This is a genomic window from Brucella cytisi, from assembly GCF_038433355.1.
Lineage (GTDB): Bacteria > Pseudomonadota > Alphaproteobacteria > Rhizobiales > Rhizobiaceae > Brucella > Brucella cytisi.
In genome coordinates, this window is the sequence record NZ_JBCAUP010000028.1 from 1 (window position 1) to 20,023 (window position 20,023).

Genomic DNA, 20,023 nt, shown 5'->3' on the forward strand with positions numbered 1-20,023 from the left:
GCGGCTTTGATCAATTGACGGATGGTTGCCGACTTATGGCTGCCGAGATTGTCCATGACGACAATGTCGCCTGGCTTGAGCACCGGGACCAACTGCTGCTCGACATAGGCGCGGAAACACTGGCCGTTCATCGGTCCGTCGAAGACACAGGGTGCTGTAAGCTGATCGTTTCTCAAAGCGCCCAGGAATGTCAGCGTGCGCCAGTGGCCATGCGGTGCAAATGCCCGCAGTCGCTTGCCTTTTGGACCCCAGCCTCTGATCGGCGACATGTTGGTCTTGATCCAGGTCTCATCAATGAAGACCAGCCGTTCGGGATCAAGGTGATTTTGCAGGGTCTTCCAGCGCTGTCTTTTGCGAGCGACGTCGGCACGAGCTTGCTCAAGGGCGAATAGTGTTTTTTTTGAAGCGCAGCCCTTCACTGCGAATGAATTCCCAGATCGTATTGTGCGAGACGGAAATACCCCGCTCGGTCAACGCCGCCTTCAGGCCATGGAGTGTCAGGTGTGGGTTCTCGGCGAGCCGTTGCACAATGATATCACGATGCGGTTCGAGTATCCGCTTGCGGTGGCCGCCCATCTTGCCGGGATGAACCGATCCGGTCGCACGATGGCGCTGGGACCATTTTACGACTGAAGATGCGGCAATTTCAAACCGCGTCGCCACTGAACGAACGCTTTCGCCACTCAGCACGGCGGCAATAACGCGCTCTCGAAGATCATTCGATATCGGTGCGGTCATCCAACGCTGGCCTCCATCCAGCCAGCATCAGTGAATCAGAACAAAACTGATTTGGGAAGCGCATTCGATTCAGAGAAAAACGGAAACGCTCTAGCCCGCTTGCCCCGAATGTGAACACGCCACACAGCAGCAAGGTAAAGGCGAGCAGATACCACCGCAACCATTCTGAAGCGTCCAGGGCCCAGCCGATCGCCGTTGCCACGGAAACGAACCCAACGACCAGAATGTTGCGCCGATGTGCCCTGTCTATGAATGCCAGGAGAGCGGATTGCTCCAGCTTGAGCTGGGCGAGTTGTCTACGCAGTTCATCAACATCCTGCGTTAACCGAGCCCGCTCAGCCGCAAGAATTTCCTTATCAAACAAGACAGTCGTCCAATCGTGTTTCCTTCTCGTGACCCGTTGATTGCAGCAGCGTGTCGGCCTGCCGAGCGGCGAATATGGCCTCCAAACGGGATCATATCCGCCCGCTTTGGAAGTATTCAAACCTCTTTGGCATTGTTATTCACAAGTTGACCGCCACTGAACTTTAATCCGGCTGCCATTAGAGCCCCGGCAATTGCCACCCCGGAACTGGTTAATGAAAGTCTGTAAAACGTTTTGATATGCATTTGACGCCCTCGGCGAGCTGATCTTAAGGACACTACCATTCTCCGCAGAAACCATTCGCGGTATTATGATCGCCCGGTACATGTTGTCGTTGGCTTTGCAGCAATGGTTGTTAAGTTCCATTTTGCGAGCCATGGAAAAGTTACGGATATTTTCTGTATATAGGCGATTTCAGGAACGCAAATTCAGGAGTTCCCGTATAGTGTGAAAATATGTACTTTCTCGCACAAGCTTCGGCAGAACTGGCGAATTCCACACAGTCTTGCCTCCTTTCGCTCTCAATTGGTTCAGTCGAGCCGAAGCTGAAATTGCGGCCAATTTAAAGAACAAGTCCAAACGGTCCAGAAGAATGCGAGCATGGGAAGGCGAGAGCCGGTTTCTTCTGAACACAAAATTGATGGTAGGTGGCCACACGATGACCGGGTTCGGAAATTGCGTATATTTCTCCTCAGAAGGCTCACATGCGTAAGCTGGCGCTGATCGCCGCAGCTTTTGGGGCGGCATTGTTAGTCATTGCCATTACATTTTGGCAGGTTATCATTCGACCGGTCGACGAGTTCCTGGCACCTGCGACTGCCGAAAATGCGCGCAAGGACATGGTGTCGGCCGAGACCGATGCCGTGATTCTCATGCCGTTCGTGACCGGTGACGTGCCGCGGCTTGTCCGCGGTGGTTCACTTCAGAAATGGTCTCGAAACCTGTGGTTCACTAGTAATGCAGACGCAGGAAACGTCATCGGCGCAACCCTTTTCGCACTCGGTGGTATGCCACTGACAAAAGATATAGGAACAGCGTTCAAGGCGGGTGTCCCGCTTGAAAAATTCTCTTGTATCACCGCTGGCTGCATAAACTGGCCGGAGCAGAAAACTTCGATGTGGGGATTGTTGTCCATGCGTGACCTCGGTGCTGAACTGGGGCCAGAAGTCCGGCTCGAACACGCGAGCTTCACCGAATACAACGCCTATCGCGCGGCGCATGAAGCCATCTCCAATGATCCGTTGCAGTGGTTCGCTGAGCCAGGAGACAATGTACCAAAACCGGACTCGGACGGAACACGGCAGGTCGTTATAACCCTGCCAACACGTTTGATGCCCATCAAACCTTCAACCGTGATGCCTGCGAAAAATCCTGCTTTTGAAGACAAGCTTCAAAGCTTTGCATCAAGGCTGACCGATGGGCTCGATGCGGGTAATCAGACGATCAATGGCACGGACAGTATGCCGATCTGGGTAACCAAAAACGGGGACTACCTACGCGGTGCCGATGGAAGCACGGTTGCGTTACCGGAACTAGCGGCAACCAGTCCTGCATTGCGCCTGACGGTGAAGGCAGAAGATGTTGCGATCGTCAGGGAACGGTTCGAAGCAGCCGGAATCCCGCCAGCCGACCTCTCACAAATTGCGCCGGCTGTTGCTGACGCTTACGCCAGGTGGCGGATCACAGCATCATGCCTTCCGGAATGCGGCGGAGTTGTCCCTTCCGGCAACCCCTTCCATGAAGCTGCCGAAATGAGTGTTTCGGCAGCGCCCTCCTGGTCTATTTCATTCTGGCACGTCCCGCCTGAATGAGCGATCCGGGCAATAAGTTTACCGTAACTGTTGCTATTGTTTAGTCGGTTACCGGTTGTTTTCTTGCACGTGAAGTAGCGCCCGAATCATAGGCCGATACGGCTCGTCATAGATAAACTGATTGCTGAACTGGGTGTTGACCGAAGAGCTTGCCCATGAGATCGCCGGCTGTTTCAGCGGACGCCCGACGCTCCAAGGGCTGGGTCCTGACATCGGCATGGCGGTCGTCTGGTGAGCGCGCGTCTTTGGCGTACCCCGGGGATCGATCCCGTGCCCCCGACCACAAATGCCAATTTGCCATCGATAGACGTCGTCAGCCCTGCGTTCGCATGACTTTACTTCGTCCGCTCGCTTTTCTGGCGGGCGAGCCCCAACCAGCGTGACGGCATATAGCGTATTGGCTCGGCGAGCTTCGTCGCTCTGCCTTGCGGTCCGGCGCATAAACGCAGGCGGCGCCCGGTGGGTCGCTCCCTCGCCATGGTCGGTCATTTCGGGTGCAAGTTCGAACTGTCGCTCTTGTCTTGCCACGGACGGAGTGGAGCACCGCACCGTGATCTCGCTGGCAAAGAGCTGGACACCCGTATTTACCTCCTTTGCGGAATTGGCCGAGTTGCCGGCCCTCAGTTTGTTCCCTTTGCGATTCTAATGTGTTCACAACGATGTTGACGTGATTGTATGGCCGCCGAGGTTAATGCGGACGTCTAGGTATTACCTGATTGGCACGATTTCAAGCGCCAAAGTGATTTGGCAACTGTTTGCATGACGGGTAAAACCAAGCGCAATCCGTGAAAATCAAAACGCGATGCAAGGACGAGGCCGTTTGACGCTTCACTGACACCTTCGCGAGCGTCAGCACTATGGAGCCATCCATAATCCCGGACATATGCTCCCATATTTTTGTTTCTGGGGATTGGGCCTTGCCACTGTCGACTTCATCAATTCTAAATGCGGTAAAGAGCGAGCATTCTCCCATGGGACGCGGCGAGGAGTGACCCTACTTCCGCCACTCCACCATTGGCTTGGGTGTCGCCCGTTCCCATTTCAAAGGAGTATAATCTGCGCCCGTTTTCCGCCGAGAGATGATGAAAATGGCCCCTTTCATCGAGCACTATAATGGTAGAATCAAATGTGGCCGGACGTCCGAGCAGTTTCACAGGCAGTGAATTGGACCACCTTTCGTCAAACCGCAGTGCAGAACGAAGCAGAGAGCGTTTTTTTGTTAGGCTAACACACTGAATTGTACCGCTATCGTCAAAAAATACGAAGCCGTCAGATACGGACGACAAGCCGTTATTGATCGCAGCATCCTGTTGGATGGGGAATTGCGCAACCAACTTTCCAGCTTTCATCTCGAACGCGCGCAACGATCCACGAGCTCCGACGATGACCAGATCATCTATGATCATCGATGCCAAAAGATAAGTTTCGCTTCTGATCGCCCACAACTCTTCGCCAGTGTCGGCTGAGAGGGCAATCAGATGGTTAATCGGTTTATCATCAAACGACGCACCAGCTTCTGTCGTAACGTGAACAACAACATCGGTTGTGGCACCGATATCGAAGCGATGCCCCGGCTTATCGAACTGCCAATTAATCGCTCCCGTAGAGCTATCCAGGCAGAACGTGCGAAAAGCCCGACCATGCATTTCAACAAGAATTAAACGATTTGGCCCGGCAAGGCAGGGACGTCGAAGTGCAAACCCTACATAGGCACTCCACAACTCGCTGCCATTTTTATCATGAGCGTAAGCCTTACCGCCAAGACTGCTTACATATATTGTACCACTGGCCCCAACCACTGGTTCGTTAATGCAATCAGGGAAGTCTACTCGCCAAATCTCATGTCCCGCCTCTGCATCGAAGGCAATCAAGGTACTTTTGTCAGGATTACGACCGAAATAGAACACCTGATATATGCGACCGTCAGCGAACACAGGCGCACGCGCGTTTACATTACGCTCTTTTGCAAGTCGAAATCGCCAAACTTCCTGTGGGACCATAATCATAAATCTCCTGTATTCTGACTACACCGGAACCGGATATTCGAGCAGATAACCAAGAGATCGATATCTGGAGAAGTTATCCCAAGTGCATCATGCCGTTGATGAGGCTACCTGATTATGCTGCCTCCTGCAAAAGGGAGGCGAACACTTCAGCGGGTGTTTTAAATCCAAGACACTTGCGCGGGGTTGCGTTGAGATCATGGGCGAGGGCAGTCAACTGGGCCGGGTTGACCTGCGTCAGATCCGTGTTGCTGGGTAAGTAACGTCGGATGCGCTTGTTGATGTTCTCAATAGCACCTTTTTGCCATGGCGAGTTTGGATCACAAAACCAGCTTCTGGCCCCCATTCCATCCTCCAAAGCCCTATAACCCATAAACTCGGAACCACGGTCAAAGGTAAAACTTCGGCGCGCATGATATGGTAGCGCTGCAAAGGCTTGAATGATTTTGTTCATAATAGGCTTTGAGTGTCGACTGCTGTTTTTAAGAATGACGCAATAACGACTTTTGCGTTCAACAAGCGTCATGACATTGGCTTCTCCAAGGTCACGTTCAAAGATAATCAAATCGCCTTCCCAGTTCCCAAATTGCAGGCGATTACCAACAAAATCAGGGCGTTGATGAATGCGAAACGCGTCTGGAATGCGGGAACTGCGTGATCTTCTGGTGCCGCGTGGGCAGCGTTTTGTTCGCATCTCGGCCAGGTGTTCATACAGCTTCAGAGCGTATTCTTCCTTTGAATAGATGAAGCGATAGATTGTTTCTGCACACAGACGTATCGCGCTCAGACCATGGCTAACCAGTCGGCCGCAGATCTGTTCCGGCGACCAATGGGCTTCCAATTGTTCAATGTGTGAGTTCATGCCGAAGCGCGACTTTTGCGGTTTGAGTTTACGCAAAACGATGTCTGTTTGTGATTAATTTTTTGCCGAAAGACTTCTGCAGGTGTTTTGTAGCCCAAACATTTGCGCGGCGTATTGTTGAGGCGATGACAGATGAAGGCGAGGTCTCGATCACTGAGGGTGAGCGGATCAAGATCTCGGGGAAGCCATCGTCTTGTGCGTCTGTTGGTGTTTTCAACCGTTCCTTTCTGCCAGGGGGACTGGGGATCACAGAACCATGTTTGCGACCCTATCCCATTCTGCAGATAGGACCATTCTGTAAACTCAGTACCACGATCAAACGTAATCGATCGGCGGGCCATTTGGGGCAGGGGCTGGAGTGCCCTAATCACACCTTCCATCACCGGCTTTGATTGACGATCATTGTTGCGCAACAAAACCGTGAAGCGGCTCACCCGCTCGACCAGAGACGTCACATTGGCGTTGCCAAACCTCTTGCGAAACTGGATAGTGTCGCACTCCCAATGGCCGAACTGCTTGCGCTTGGCAACCATGTCTGGACGATAAAGGATGCTCAGTTCTGGTGGAAAGCGGCGTCCATGATGACGCCGGGCATGACGTGGGCGTCGTTTGGCACGACGTTCCGGCAGATATTTCCAAAGCTCTTCTTTTCGACCGTCGGTGGAATAGACAAACTGATAGATCGTTTCATGACTGACAGAGATTGGATGGCGTTCCAATCGCATTCTCCCTGCAATCTGTTGCGGCGACCATCCATCGCTGATGTGATCGATCACTGACTGCCGGAGCTCATCATACCGGATCAACTTGCGTTGCTTCGAACGCCGCTCGCGGGATTTCTGCTCGGCAATAGTACTATAATAGCCGTTTAAATCCTTGATCTCATCATCGTGAAACTGATTGCGCTTGAGTTCTCGAAATATGGTCGAGCGATGCCTTCCAAGCTTCTCTGCAATAACATCAACGGAAAGCTTTGCAGTGCGCCAGCGTGCTATTCTGCGGCGTTCATCCAGATCAATATGCGCGTAGGTACGTTCCATGACGAGGTCCTTGCATTGAATAACCCATTGTTATCATTTGCAAGTCGCACTTCAAGCTAGAACCCACCCCTGCTATATACGCGGATCGCATAAGCTTAATTATGGAACTAAACCATATCCAATGAAACTATCACCGTACCATGTTTCAGTGCAATCGATCGGTCAGTTTATCGACATGTGTTCCGCCATTGATGCATCGGTCGGCTGGGCAAACCTGTTGCGAGTGCGCCATGAAGTGGATCAGGATCCACTGATTGTTGCCGCTGACCGATACGCGACATTGCGAAAGTTTGTGCCGGCCCTGATCGAGGCGCTTGAGTTCAAGGCCGGAAGACGCAGTGCGAACCGTTTCGGCTGTCCGGGTGCTTCGAGAGGTTCATCGAACCGGAAAGCGCGAGTTATCTGCCGACGCATCAATTCAATCAGCCATAAAATCAGCCATCTCAACATTATAGAAGGTTTTTGTCCGTGGACCGGTGAGGATAGGGTCGATACGGCTTACGCATTCCTGATAATGCGTCGTCTTGCGGTGTTCATCCAGCGCTTCCGGCGACTTGAATACCTCGTAGATGATAAAGCTGTGGTCGTCATCTGGACTGCGCAGGACGTCAAAGCGAAGGTTGCCTGGTTCTCGGCGCGTGCCCTCGTAGTTGATACGAAACGCCTCCAGAAACTCTGCGGCGTATCCCTCTTTCACATTAATGCTGACCATTTGGATAAGCATACTCTATCTCCGTTGTTGATAATGCGCATGCACGGTTAGATAACAAACATCAAAGACCTGGCGCCTTCCATAGCGCCGTGGTGACACCTTCATCCACAAGCTGCCGCTGCAAGGCATAGGCACGTGCCCAACGTCCACCTGCCTCGTCGTAGATGGCCTTGTGATCAAAGTTCGGTTCGAAGCTCCTGTCCCATTGAACCCAGCTCCCCGCCAATTCGACGAAATCACGGCGAAGACCAACACCAATAGCAGCAGCAGCGGCACAGCCGAGCGCGGTCGCCTCCTTCACTATGGGAGTAACAACAGGCAGGCCGGTGGCGTTTGAGAGTATCTGTGACCAGTGAGCGGACTTGGACGCACCGGCAGCAAAAACGATCTTGTCTGGCGTCTTTCCGGAAAGCTTGAAGATTGCTTCAAGGTTGCGTGCGGCCACAATCGCAGCATTTTCCTGCAGTGCGCGAAAGATGGCCGCCTTCCCGGATTTTTCCGGATCGATTGAGAGATTGAGCAGCGAGGGCGCGGCGTGGTACCAGTTTCCATAATGCATTACGTCGGAGAAGACCGGGATGATACCGTAGGCACCCACGGGGATGGCTGCGGCTTTTTCTTCCAGCAGCCGATAGGCGTCTCCGCCCTGCCCCGCTGCGGCCAATTCCTCAGCTCCGAAACTGTCGCGAAACCAGCGCATGACGATGCCGACAAAGAAACTGATCGCTTCAACCTGATTGAGGCCGGTTACGACATGCGGGTTGATGCGCAAATCCATTGACGGGTCGGAAACCGAGGGGCCAACATTGACCACCTGCTGCCAGAAGGTACCACCGAGCACGGCGCAATCTCCTTCATTGACAACACCTATGGCCGCGGCCCCGATTTGGCAATCGCCGCCACCCATGACGACGGGCGTGCCTGCGGCAAGGCCTGTTTCTCGCGCCGCTTTGTCTGTGACATGACCAATAACAGTACCGGGCTCAACGCTTTCGGGAAAAATATCATCGCGCATGCCGGCCTGACGCATAGCCTGCGGTATCCAGGCCCGATCCGCCAGGCTATAGAGCCCGGTCGTGCCCGCGTTTGACGGATCGCTGGCGATGACACCGGAAAGTCGTGCCAGCACCCAATCGGACAGCATACTGATCCTGTGCATGCGCCTGTAGACTTCAGGTAAGTTGCGTTTCAGCCAGAGCAGGCGCGGCAGAGCGCCGAGAGCAAAGCTCTGACCCGTGGCTGCGTAAAGTTCTCGCTCGAGATCGGCAAAGTCGCGCTTGAGGTCGCGTACTTCACGATTAGCGCGGCTATCGACATTTGCGCAGGCCCAGATTTCCTTCCCACTCCGGTCATAAACGACAATCGCCTCTCGCATACTTGTGGCACTGACTGCACGAATGTCCGATGGAGAAATACCGGTTTCCGTAATCGCCTTACGGATGGCACGCGATAGAAGCGACCAGTTACCGTTGACATCGAAATCCATCGAGCCGGGGAAGCGGGGATCGACCTCATGCCACCATTCCTGCTGAGCGCTGGTAATCTGGTTGCCGTTTTCATCGAAAATGACTGCGCGGCCACTGCCCGTGCCGGCATCGACTGCCAGCAGATAGGAAATACTCATGTCGTCTTAATCCTTGATCTCGATCAGGTCATTGGCTGTCGTTTCATCCGTGATGAGAATACCGACGAACTTACCACGCAAAGCCGCATGGATGGCCTGGACCTTTTGCGCGCCCCCCGCGGCCGCCACGACCTTTTCCGCCTTTGAAAGGGCCGCGAGCTTTACGCCTATGACCCGTTCGTGCAGCGTCAGATCAAGCGTTTCACCGTGCTCGTTGTAGAACTGGCAGAGGATGTCGCCGACAGCGCCTTTGCGCCGCAGCGGTTCCACTTCGTCGGGACTAACATAGCCCGCACGAACAACGGTGGAATTCGCCGAGAGCTCGCCGATGCCAACGAGTTGATAGGTCGCGTTAAGCGCCATATCAAGCAGGTTGGTAACAGCAGGCTCGGAGGAAAGCTTACTTGCAACATCAGTATCGCGAACGACGAGCGGCGCCGGCACCAGATGAACGCCGCTGCCCCAATTTGCCGTACGCATACCGTCCACATAGGTGCTTACACCACCCGTCAGACTGACAAGACTGATGTTGCGCTCGTTTGCAAGGTGCCCGAGACGCTGGATTGCATTCGATACGGTGCTACCCCATCCCACGGCCAATAGATCGTTCGGCTGCAGGCGCTGCATTAGAAACTGTGCTGCGGCCTGACCAAGCCGATCGCTTGCATCCTGATCGGGCAATTGCGGCACCACATAAGCTTCCAGAAGACCATAACGCGCCTTGATTTGACGCTCGAGTGCCAGGCACCCCTGGTAACGCGAGTTGATCCGTACTTGTATGATGCCTGAACGCCGACCACTTTCCAGTAGACGCGACACCTTGATGCGCGACATGTTCAGCTTTTCGCCGATTTCGCTCTGCGTCATTCCGTCGTTGTAATAATACCAGGCGATACGTGTGAGGATTTCCTCATCTGTATCGGCGTAGCTCCATTCTCCATTATCCGACGCCATACACGCGGCTCCTTCGGTCATCGTGTGATCATTTTATTATCAATTAAACTTTTGATACGTCAACGCCAAAGGGGACGAAAATTTCCTGCACAACCGGTGTCTTAAGCATAGCCAATATATCGCCGTTTTGAACGGTACTTATACATTATTTCACTACTACTCGTCACTGAACGTATTGACGCTCAAATACGGATGTGATCACATGATTGTCAATAACTACAATTGAACAGGTGCGGTATGACTGATAGCCCTGCGACCGGGAGGGTCGCGAAGCTGACGGACATCTGGAAATCCTACGGTGCCATTCCGGTGCTGCAGGGGGTTTCTCTCGCCTTACAAGCTGGAGAAGTGCACGCGCTTCTTGGCGGCAACGGCGCTGGCAAATCGAGCCTCATGAAAATTATGTCCGGTGTCATCAGCGCCAATTCCGGCGCCATCGAGATCAACGGAAAACCGCTGTCGCATGCCTCGCCGGCATTAGCTCAGGAACTCGGTCTCTACCTGGTGCCGCAAGAGGCCCATATCCTGCCAAACCAGAGTGTCCTGGAAAACATCTGTCTCGGCCTTGCCGCGTCGCCACGTTCGCTGCGGCCCCGCGTCGAACAGCTTGTTGGCGAGCTTGCCGTTTCGCTCGATCTCAACGCCCAGGCAGCATCACTGGAAATAGCAGAGCGCCAGATCGTCGAAATCCTGCGGGGTCTTGTGCGCGATGCGCATGTTTTGATCCTGGATGAACCAACCTCCGCACTCACACCATTTGAGACCGGCGCGCTTTTTGAGCGTATGCGCAAACTGCAAGCTCAAGGCGTCGGGATTTTTTTCATCTCGCACAAGCTGCGTGAGATCCGGGAAATCTGCGGCACGATCAGCGTACTGCGCGATGGTGTAATTGTACTGTCCGGCGCACTCGACAGCTATAGCGATGCCGAGATCATCGAAGTGATGAGCCGTGTGCAAATAGCTAAAAACTCCACCCAGCGCACGAGCCGCAAAGCCTCGCAGCTCGAACAGCCGCGCCTTAGCGTCTCCGGGCTAAGCGGAGAAGGCTTCCGGGACATCAACCTCGACGTCCGCGCCGGTGAGATTCTGGGGCTGGCGGGCGTCGTCGGCGCCGGTCGCACCGAATTCGCTGAAACGCTCTTTGGCCTGCGGCGGCAGACTGCGGGTCGGGTCGTGCTGGAAGGGACCGAACTCAAGAAGCGCTCCCCGCGCTACTGCATCGATTTCGGTCTTGTCTATCTTCCCGAGGACCGGCAACAACACGGCCTCTTCCTTGAGGCACCGCTATACTGGAATGTCTCTTCCTATCTGGTGCACCGTCTACCCTTCTTTCTGCGACCGGGGACGGAGCGAAAGACGTTCGAGGAATTCCGCTCCAGTATGGGCATCAAGTGCTCTGGCGCCAGTCAGGAAGCCCACAGACTTTCCGGTGGCAACCAGCAAAAGATACTGCTCGCCAAGTGTCTTTCGGCACGGCCTAAGGTGTTGATTCTTGATGAGCCCACCCGCGGTGTCGACGTTGCAGCCCGCAACGATATTTATGAGCTCATCCGCCAGCTCGCTGCCGATGGGGTCGCCATTGTTCTCATCTCATCTGATTTCGATGAGCTCGTCGAGCTCGCGGATCGCGTGCAAGTCATGGCCTTTGGCCAGTCCGCCGGCGAACTGGAAAAACAGATATCCGTCGATGCAATTGCCCACCTCGCCTTCGGCGCCACGGAGAGCCATTATGCTTGATCTCTTCGCGCGCAACCGTGTTGCGACCCTGCTGGTTGTCTTGGCTGGCGCCTATATCGCCATCGGTGCAGTCGCTCCCGGTTATCTTTCCGGCGCAACAGCCTCCGTCGTAATCTCCAACAGCCTTGTGCTGATGCTGATCTCGCTTGGTACAATGATCGTCATCTTGACGCGCAGCATCGATGTTTCAAGCGGCTCGGTCCTCGGTCTTAGTGCCGCAGTCCTTGGCTTGTCGCTCAATGCCGGTGTCAGTCTGCCGCTCGCCATAACCTTCTGTCTTTTAACCGGTGCAACCGCCGGTGCCTTTAATGGGCTTATGGTTGCTTATCTCGGCATTCCGTCGATCGTCGCCACCCTCGGCACGCTAGGCCTTTTTCGCGGCATCATGCTGGTTTTGACCGGTGGACAATGGATCGAGGATTTGCCGCAGGAACTGAAAGCGCTGGCCGCCAATCTGGGCTTTGGATTTTCTGCACTGACCATTGTCGTTCTCGGACTTTTCGCACTTGCCTGGCGCGTGCTGCGCGCAACGCGCTTCGGTCGATATTTCTACGCTGTCGGCGACAACAGCGCTGCAGCACACCATCTTGGCGTGCCGGTAAAACTCGTGCGGTTTTCGGCCTTTGTCGCGACCGGCCTCTGTGCTGCGCTCGCCGGCCTCGTCTTTGCAGCCCAGATCGGCTTCATCCCAAATCAGGCCGGCAACGGCATCGAGCTCAAAGCAATCGCCGTCAACGTCCTTGGTGGCGTCAGCCTGCTCGGCGGAACCGGGTCTGTCACCGGCGTCTTTGTTGCTGTCATCTTTATCACCTCCATCGACAGCGCCCTCGTCTTCCTCAAGATTCCTGCCTACTGGAACGACTTTATTGCGGGTGCGATCCTGCTAACGGTGCTGCTTCTTGATGGCCGCATCCGCCAGATCATTGATCGGCGTATTCGTGCCCGTCGCTACGCAGTGCATGAGCGAACATCTACCAGTAACATTCCCACAGGCCCTGCCCGCACCATGGAGGCAAGCCAATGAAAAAGATAATCTTCCGCTGGGAGACCGCGCTTCTGGCCATGCTGGTCGCCGAACTCCTGATCTTCGGTCTCGTTAATCCGCGCTTTCTCAACATCACGAACCTCATCTATGGCACATCTGATTTCGTACAGATCGGCATTGTTGCCCTGCCGCTGACCCTCGTCATCATCGCTGGCGGTATTGATGTTTCCTTTGCCTCCGTGATCGGCCTTTCGGCCATCGTTTTCGGAGTTGCCACTTTCTATGGCGTAGCTTTGCCGCTTTCGCTTCTGCTGGCCCTGATAACCGGTGCGCTTTGTGGACTGCTGAACGCTACCGTCATTCATCTCTCAAAAATACAACCACTGGTCGTTACGCTTGGCAGCCTTTATTTGTTTCAGGGAACGGCAACGGTCGCGTCCGGTCTCGTGGGCGCCGGAGGTTATGAGGGGATCGGCAATTTCCCAGAAGCTTTTAACGCCTTCGGATACGCGAAATTTTTCGGGCTGCCAGCGCCGCTTGCACTCTTCCTCGGCCTTTCCGCCATCCTCATCGTCCTTCTACACTTTACCCGCTTCGGTCGCGCCGTATACCTTTCCGGTCAGTCAGAAAGCGCTGCTCGTTTCTCCGGCATTCCTGTCGGTCGGGTGCAAACCGCTACCTATGTTATAACGGGGATCGCTGCCGCCATTGCTGGCCTCGTCATGTCAGCCTATTTCGGCTCGGCCCGCGTAGATCTCGGTTCGGCAACCCTTCTGCCGGCAGTCACCGCTGCAGTGCTCGGCGGCGCCTCCATTTATGGCGGCCAGGGCTCCATTCTTGGCACTTTGCTTGCCACTTTCGTGATCGGTTACCTGCAGCAAGGCTTACAGGCCACCGGTGTCCCCAGCCAAATTTCCAGCGCACTTTCGGGAGGGTTGCTGGTTATCGCGGTCGCATTGCGCCATGGGAGCGCAATATTGGCCGATGTCGTTGCCGTCACCCGACAACAAAGAAACAACCGGGTAACGATCACCTCAGGAGGAGAATGATAATGATTAAGACAATCATGAAATCGAGTGCAATGGCCGCATCGCTTCTCGCCAGCACGATGCTGGTTGGAGCGGCGCAAGCAGAAAACCAGATAGCCTTCATCCCCAAGCTAGTGGGCGTTGGCTTCTTCACGTCAGGCGGTGCCGGTGCGGTCAAAGCTGGTGAGGAGATCGGTGCAAAGGTGACCTATGATGGTCCAACGGAGCCCAGTGTTTCCAGTCAGGTGCAGTTCATTAACAACTTCGTCAACCAAGGTTATAACGCGATCGTCGTTTCCTCAGTTTCCCCCGATGGACTTTGCCCGGCACTCAAGCGTGCCATGGACCGGGGTGTCCTGGTCATGACGTGGGACAGCGACGTCAACCCGGAATGCCGCAGCTATTACATTAACCAGGGCACGCCGGAACAGCTCGGCGGTCTATTGGTCGATATGGCCTCTGAAGGTGTGAAAAAGGATAAGGCGAAGGTTGCTTTCTTCTATTCCAGCCCGACCGTGACCGACCAAAACGCGTGGGCTGAAGCCGCAAAGGCCAAAATCACCAAGGAACATCCGGGCTGGGAAATCGTCACCACGCAGTACGGTTACAATGATGCCCAGAAGTCACTGCAGACAGCCGAAAGCATACTGCAGACTTATCCGGACCTCGACGCGATTATTGCCCCAGACGCCAATGCGCTACCTGCAGCTGCACAGGCGGCTGAAAACCTCAAACGCGCGGAGGGCGTCACCATCGTTGGCTTCTCAACGCCAAACGTCATGCGGCCTTATATCGAGCGTGGCACGATCCAGCGCTTTGGTCTGTGGGATGTGACACAGCAGGGCAAAATCTCCATCTTTATCGCTGATCACATCCTCAAAAACGGCCCGATGAAGGTGGGCGACAAGCTCGACATCCCTGGAATCGGTACTGTCGAAGTCTCCGCCAACAAGGTGCAGGGGTATAGTTACGAAGCTGACGGCAATGGTATCATTCTGTTGCCTGAGCGCACTGTATTCACCAAAGACAACATCGGAAAATTCGATTTCTGATCAGGCCGAACGGTGGGCAGCCGCTACTGCCCACCGAAATCGCCTTAAGGACAGGACAATTGCATGAAAAGCCGTTGGAACGATGATGACGCTGCCCGTTACGTTAAGGCCGCGCTCGCTTCCGGACACGGCGAAGAACTGCGATTGCGGATTTACTCATCCCGCATCATCGGCGGCGACCCGGGATTTGTCCTTCACGGCGGCGGTAACACCTCGGTCAAGGTGAAGGCCTATGATGGCGAAGAGCTTATGCATATCAAGGGCAGCGGCTGGGATTTGGATTCGATCGAGGCGCCCGGACTGCCAGCTGTGCGCCTTGCACCGCTGCTCGCCGCACGAATCAAAGGCGAGAGGCTTCCCGATCCGGACATGGTGGCGCTGCTGCGCGCAAATCTGATGGAACAAGATGCCCCCCAATCCTTCCGTCGAAGCTCTCCTGCACGCTTTCCTGCCGTTCGCTTATGTCGATCACAGCCACGCCACGGCAATTCTAGCCCTGGCCGACCAGACCACTGGCGGAGTGTTCCCTGGCAATCACACCATCGGTGAAGAAGTGTTCGGCGCGCTCGGTGTTGTCGTTCGCGTCAAGTCGACCGATGACATGGTGCGTCTGGCCAAAAGTTTTGAATGCCAACAGCCGGTAACCCTGCATATGGACAAGAACGATGCCGCTTCAGCCTGGTTTATGCGAAAAACGGTAAGTTCAATATGCAAGAACAAACTGGAAAGACGTTACAACCCACTGCCCATCTCACCATCTGTTTGCCAGTTACGACGCCCTGTCGCCTGGAATGGACATGAACCGCTTGCCATTGGCGATGTGCTGATTGCCAGTCAGAACACTTTCCAATATCTCCGTCCTATTGCCTGAATTTGAAAATGAACAAATCCAGGTGGATGTGCGCTATAGTTTTGCGTTCGACTACCCCTTCACACCAGAAGAAATCATCACCGCTTCTGTCACTTTCTTCTGAAAGATAAGATAGGCAATTGCGACCGGCATGGCGCCGAGCAATGCGACCGACATAAGCCGCGCATAGTATACGCCGAAAGCGTCATTGACTTGGGTGATTCCGACCGGAATGGTCATCTTATTTTCCGTCGTTACCGCCAAGAAAGGCCAGAGGAATTGGTTCCAGGCCATAATGAAGGTTATGATTGCAAGAGCTGTGGTGATACCCCAATTGAGCGGGAGATAGATCTTGAAGAGAAGAGTGAAATCCCCACCGCCATCGAGCACCACGGCCTCGCGCATTTCCTTTGGTACAGCATCGAAAAACTGTTTGTAGACTATGATAACTACAGGGACGATCAGTTGTGGCAAAATGATGCCAGCCCACGTGTTAATCAGGCCGAGGTCATTCATCAGAATAAACTGGGTGACGACCAGAGCCTGGGTTGGCACCATGAAACTCGCAAGAACGATACCGTAAAGAAGTCGTCGACCCGGGAAGCGGAGCTGCGAGATCGCGTAGGCACACATCATGCCGGAAACAATAACCGTCACGGTGATGATGAGCGAAGTAGCGATCGAATTAATGTACCAGCTGATTATGTTCGAGTTCCAGAGAATATCGGCATAAGCCGATAAATTGAACTCGTCGGGTAATATGCCTGCTCCAGTTGAGACTACTCGTTCCTCGGTCCGGACAGAAGTGATGAAAGCCCAGTAGAGCGGGAATATCCACAATGCTGCGGCAAAGAACGTGCCAATTGTTAAGACACCGTTTTCCAGTTTTCTCATCGAGTTCATTTACGACCTCTTGCGCGCAGAAGCTGGAATTGGAGGACGGACAATACTGCAATGATGACGAACAGGACCAAGGCTATCGCCGAAGCGTAACCACCATGATTAAGCTGGAAGGCTTCACGATAAACCATTAGCAGCAGCACATAAGATGAATTGAAAGGTCCACCACTGCTCAGGAGATAGACCTGGTCGAATATCTTGAGCTGTAAAATGAGCTGCAGGGTCAGCACCAGCGCCGTGACAGGCCAAAGCAGAGGCCAAGTGACCTTGGTAAAGAGCTGGCGACGTGTGGCTCCATCGAGCTGAGCAGCCTCGTAGTAATCTTTCGGGATATTTCGCAGGCCTGCAATAAAAAGAAGGACATTAAAGCCGTTCGTCCACCAGATCGTCACCATGGCAACCATCGGCATGACCCAGTATGGATTCTTGAAGACCGGCACAGGCTTTCCATAGAAGAAGCTAATGACAGGCTGTAACACGCCGAATTGGAAATCCAGCATCCACGTCCAGATCTGCGTGACGACCGAAACCGGCAGGATGTAGGGTAGAAAAAAGATGGCGAGCGCCAGCGCCTGCAAGGATCCGCGCAGTCGAGTAATCATCAAGGAAATCCCCAACGCAAGCGCGGTTGTAGGAATTACGGTCAGGAGAATGAAATAGCCGTTGTTCTTTAACGATGTAAGGAACAACTTATCGGTGAGAAGACGCTTGAAATTGTCGAACCCCACCCATTCGCCCGGCCCGATAAGCGGCGAGTTTGTCAAACTGAGTTCGACAAGTCTAATGGCAGGATAAAGAAAAACGAGCGCAAAGATGAACACGAACGGTGCCACAAGCGTGGCGGCCACAGCCACTTCTTTGCGTCGGTTGGTAAGCATTGCCACGTCAAATTCTCCCAAAAAAATGATGTGCTGTGTCCGCACCGGCACGGTGCGGACACAGCAGGACTCATTTCAGCGCGCTCTCGAGATCGGCTTTCACCTGCTCGGCAGCCTCCATGGGCTCGGCGTATCCGTGAATAGCCGGTGAGATGACGTTGATCGCAGCATCATAAGCAGGCGAAGCCACGCCTGCGATCGGCGAGCGGGGATCGTAGGATGCATCGTTCGCAAGAGACGAATAAGTGGCGTTTGGCTCCATCTTCTTGAAATCATCGCTTTCGGCGACCGGCTTATAGGCCGGGATGTGACCCGCATCGGCCCAAGAAATGGCATTTTTCTCCATCCAGCCGATCACGGTCATGACGGCCCTACGCTTTTCCGGCGACATGCCCGTGTTCTTCGGAATAGCGAAAGCGTGGGAATCCGCCCAGGTTGTCCTGGTACCCATCAGGTTCGGAACCTGCACCGCGCCCCACTCGAACCCGAGCGTGCCTTTCTTGGCGAGGTCGACCATGGTGGGCACTTCCCAGACACCATTCAACATGAAGGCAGACTTACCCGAGGTAAACAGAGCAACAGAAGCTTCATACGCGGCCTGCTCCGGTTGCCAACCCTCCTTCCCCCAATTTGTCATCACTTCAATTGCCTTCGAAGCCTTGTCGAGACTATCGCCGGGCAGGACCTGCTTCTCCTTGATCAGCTCTCCTCCCTGCTGACGAAGTAGCGTGTAAAAAACACGATAGGTACCTCCGTCATCCCCTGTAGCGTAAGTTACGGGGGCCTCGGCACCCTTTTCCTTAGTCAATGCGAGTGCTTCTTCGAAATCCTTCAGACTTTCTATGCCGGTCAGCTTGCCGTCAGCATCAAGAAAGCGAGAACCTTCAAGATATTTCTTGTTATAATAAAGTACGATTGAATGGATGTCGAAGGGTACCGCATAGAGCTTATCATCGCCCGTTGCTGCGTTTATCGCGGCATCAAAAAAATCACTCCGCGCCACTCCCGCATTCTTCAGATCCTCCTCGCTTATCTCGTCAAGAACACCTTCTTCCAACCCAAGGGGCAAGCGGGAAAGATGATAAGTCATGATATCTGGCCCCTGGTTTACTGCGACGGCCGTGCGAACTTTGGTGTAATAGGGAATCCCCCACTCCAGCGTCGTGCCAGAAATCTTGATATCTGGATGCTCCTCATTAAAGCGATTGATCAGCGCTTTCATCCGCACGCCGTCGCCGCCACTTAAGAAGTCCCACCAGGTTATGTTCTGCTGCGCGATGGCGGGCATGGTCATCAATGCCATTGCTCCTGCTGCAAAAAGACTTCTGTATCGCATAGGATCTCCTCCTCCAAAGGTCCGATCGCCATTTCCCGATGGCGGTGAGTTACAGTTCTTGTATGTCTGAAAGTTAGCGAAGTCGGCTGCCATCCTCCGCAAAGATGAGAACATGTTTGGGATCAGCCGAGAGTGAGATAGACTTTCCCTTCAGGCTCTCCCGCCGGCCACGTGTTTCCACCACGATTTCCCTGTCATTCCCGAGACGGGCATGGAGGTAGGATACCCCTCCCAGGTCCTCCTCCATCTGAACCGTTGCCTCAAACCCGCCTTCGGTCGTGTTGAGATGTTCGGGCCTGAGTCCCAACTTCACGGCCGTGCCTGCGGCAACATCGGTGACAACCTTGGCCAGAAGCTCCTTGCCCAGACCATCCAGCACGATCCGTAAGACGTCACCTTCGCGTCCTGTCACATGTCCATCAAGGAAATTCATCGCGGGTGAGCCGATGAAACCACCGACGAACTGGTTATCTGGATTGTCGTAGAGTTCCAACGGTCGACCCGCTTGCTGCAGCCTGCCTTGCTTCAATACAAAAATTCGGTCAGCCAGTGTCATGGCCTCAACCTGATCATGGGTGACATAAATCATAGTCGCGCCGATCTGCTTGTGCAGCTTGGCAAGCTCGAGACGCATTTGGACCCGCAGTTCCGCATCGAGATTGGACAAGGGTTCATCGAATAAAAAGACCTTGGGTTGGCGAACGATGGCGCGCCCTATTGCAACTCGCTGACGCTGCCCCCCCGAAAGCTCCGACGGTCGCTTTTTCAGTTGTTCTTCCAGATGCAAAATACGCGCCGCTTCGAACACCATCTCATCGATCTTTGCTTTCGGCGTTTTCTTCAGCTTGAGCGAGAAAGCCATGTTCTCGTAAACCGTCAAATGCGGATAGAGCGCGTAGGACTGGAATACCATAGCGACTTCTCGCCGTGCAGGTTCGACTTGCGTGACGTCCCGGCCCTCAATGGAAATTGTACCCGAACTTGTGTTCTCCAGCCCCGCAATCATCCTCAGGAGTGTCGATTTTCCGCAACCTGAAGGTCCGACGAACACGGCAAAATCGCCCGTCGGTATGTCCATGCTGACATCATGAATAATACCAACGGGACCGAAGCTCTTGCTGACATTCCGTATCGTTATACCCATTGTGT

Annotated in this window: 15 protein-coding genes and 3 pseudogenes; 6 read left to right on the forward strand and 12 right to left on the reverse strand. The window is 54.1% G+C overall.

What is annotated here, in order from left to right:
• Together AAE521_RS21730 and AAE521_RS21735 are read right to left on the reverse strand one after the other, a co-directional pair.
• Window positions 1-738, reverse strand: a pseudogene (locus AAE521_RS21730) (IS630 family transposase); the annotation flags it as partial.
• Window positions 716-1,102: a hypothetical protein gene (locus AAE521_RS21735; RefSeq protein WP_342062421.1), complete on the reverse strand. Its 387-nt coding sequence runs from the start codon at window positions 1,100-1,102 to the stop codon at window positions 716-718. The pseudogene AAE521_RS21730 and the gene AAE521_RS21735, both read right to left, overlap by 23 nt.
• Before the next feature lie 704 nt (window positions 1,103-1,806).
• Between AAE521_RS21735 and AAE521_RS21740 the strand changes: the two genes are divergently transcribed.
• On the forward strand, window positions 1,807-2,913 hold the full coding sequence (locus tag AAE521_RS21740) for a hypothetical protein (protein ID WP_342062422.1): 1,107 nt from the start codon (window positions 1,807-1,809) through the stop codon (window positions 2,911-2,913).
• A 941-nt stretch (window positions 2,914-3,854) separates the two neighbouring features.
• Here the strand turns inward: AAE521_RS21740 and AAE521_RS21745 are convergent.
• The 6 genes and pseudogenes from AAE521_RS21745 to AAE521_RS21770 all read right to left on the reverse strand — a co-directional run bounded on the left by AAE521_RS21745 (window position 3,855) and on the right by AAE521_RS21770 (window position 10,108).
• Window positions 3,855-4,913 carry an outer membrane protein assembly factor BamB family protein gene (locus tag AAE521_RS21745; protein ID WP_342062423.1) on the reverse strand — a complete coding sequence of 353 codons (1,059 nt, stop codon included), beginning with the start codon at window positions 4,911-4,913 and terminating at the stop codon, window positions 3,855-3,857.
• Window positions 4,914-5,031: 118 nt separating this feature from the next.
• Window positions 5,032-5,766, reverse strand: a pseudogene (locus AAE521_RS21750) (IS30 family transposase); the annotation flags it as partial.
• A gap of 8 nt (window positions 5,767-5,774) precedes the next feature.
• Window positions 5,775-6,818, reverse strand: a complete 1,044-nt coding sequence (locus AAE521_RS21755) for an IS30 family transposase (protein WP_342062424.1) — start codon at window positions 6,816-6,818, stop codon at window positions 5,775-5,777.
• A gap of 418 nt (window positions 6,819-7,236) precedes the next feature.
• The gene (locus tag AAE521_RS21760) at window positions 7,237-7,542 is read right to left on the reverse strand and encodes an antibiotic biosynthesis monooxygenase (protein WP_342062425.1); all 306 of its coding nucleotides are present in this window, start codon (window positions 7,540-7,542) and stop codon (window positions 7,237-7,239) included.
• 49 nt (window positions 7,543-7,591) lie between these two features.
• Window positions 7,592-9,154, reverse strand: a complete 1,563-nt coding sequence (gene lsrK / locus AAE521_RS21765) for an autoinducer-2 kinase (protein ID WP_342062426.1) — start codon at window positions 9,152-9,154, stop codon at window positions 7,592-7,594.
• Window positions 9,155-9,160: 6 nt separating this feature from the next.
• Complete coding sequence (locus AAE521_RS21770) at window positions 9,161-10,108, reverse strand: sugar-binding transcriptional regulator (protein WP_342062427.1); 948 nt, start codon at window positions 10,106-10,108, stop codon at window positions 9,161-9,163.
• 237 nt (window positions 10,109-10,345) lie between these two features.
• Between AAE521_RS21770 and lsrA the strand changes: the two genes are divergently transcribed.
• The 5 genes and pseudogenes from lsrA to AAE521_RS21795 form a co-directional block, all read left to right on the forward strand.
• A complete protein-coding gene (gene lsrA / locus AAE521_RS21775) occupies window positions 10,346-11,845 on the forward strand; it encodes an autoinducer 2 ABC transporter ATP-binding protein LsrA (RefSeq protein ID WP_342062428.1) in 1,500 nt (499 codons plus the stop codon).
• Complete coding sequence (locus AAE521_RS21780; protein ID WP_342062429.1) at window positions 11,838-12,869, forward strand: ABC transporter permease subunit; 1,032 nt, start codon at window positions 11,838-11,840, stop codon at window positions 12,867-12,869. Before lsrA ends, AAE521_RS21780 begins: the two co-directional genes overlap by 8 nt.
• Window positions 12,866-13,879, forward strand: a complete 1,014-nt coding sequence (locus tag AAE521_RS21785) for an ABC transporter permease subunit (protein ID WP_342062430.1) — start codon at window positions 12,866-12,868, stop codon at window positions 13,877-13,879. Before AAE521_RS21780 ends, AAE521_RS21785 begins: the two co-directional genes overlap by 4 nt.
• Before the next feature lie 2 nt (window positions 13,880-13,881).
• Complete coding sequence (gene lsrB / locus AAE521_RS21790; RefSeq protein WP_342062431.1) at window positions 13,882-14,910, forward strand: autoinducer 2 ABC transporter substrate-binding protein LsrB; 1,029 nt, start codon at window positions 13,882-13,884, stop codon at window positions 14,908-14,910.
• A gap of 63 nt (window positions 14,911-14,973) precedes the next feature.
• Window positions 14,974-15,418 (forward strand): annotated as a pseudogene (locus tag AAE521_RS21795) (class II aldolase/adducin family protein); the annotation flags it as partial.
• Window positions 15,419-15,832: 414 nt separating this feature from the next.
• Here AAE521_RS21795 and AAE521_RS21800 read toward each other — a convergent pair.
• The 4 genes from AAE521_RS21800 to AAE521_RS21815 form a co-directional block, all read right to left on the reverse strand.
• Window positions 15,833-16,663 carry a carbohydrate ABC transporter permease gene (locus tag AAE521_RS21800; protein ID WP_342062432.1) on the reverse strand — a complete coding sequence of 277 codons (831 nt, stop codon included), beginning with the start codon at window positions 16,661-16,663 and terminating at the stop codon, window positions 15,833-15,835.
• Complete coding sequence (locus AAE521_RS21805; RefSeq protein ID WP_071633205.1) at window positions 16,660-17,538, reverse strand: carbohydrate ABC transporter permease; 879 nt, start codon at window positions 17,536-17,538, stop codon at window positions 16,660-16,662. Before AAE521_RS21805 ends, AAE521_RS21800 begins: the two co-directional genes overlap by 4 nt.
• A 70-nt stretch (window positions 17,539-17,608) precedes the next feature.
• Window positions 17,609-18,841 (reverse strand): extracellular solute-binding protein, encoded by a 1,233-nt coding sequence (locus AAE521_RS21810; protein WP_342062433.1) that lies wholly within the window; start codon window positions 18,839-18,841, stop codon window positions 17,609-17,611.
• A 106-nt stretch (window positions 18,842-18,947) separates the two neighbouring features.
• Window positions 18,948-20,018 (reverse strand): ABC transporter ATP-binding protein, encoded by a 1,071-nt coding sequence (locus AAE521_RS21815; protein ID WP_342062434.1) that lies wholly within the window; start codon window positions 20,016-20,018, stop codon window positions 18,948-18,950.
• Between the last annotated feature and the right edge of the window lie 5 nt (window positions 20,019-20,023).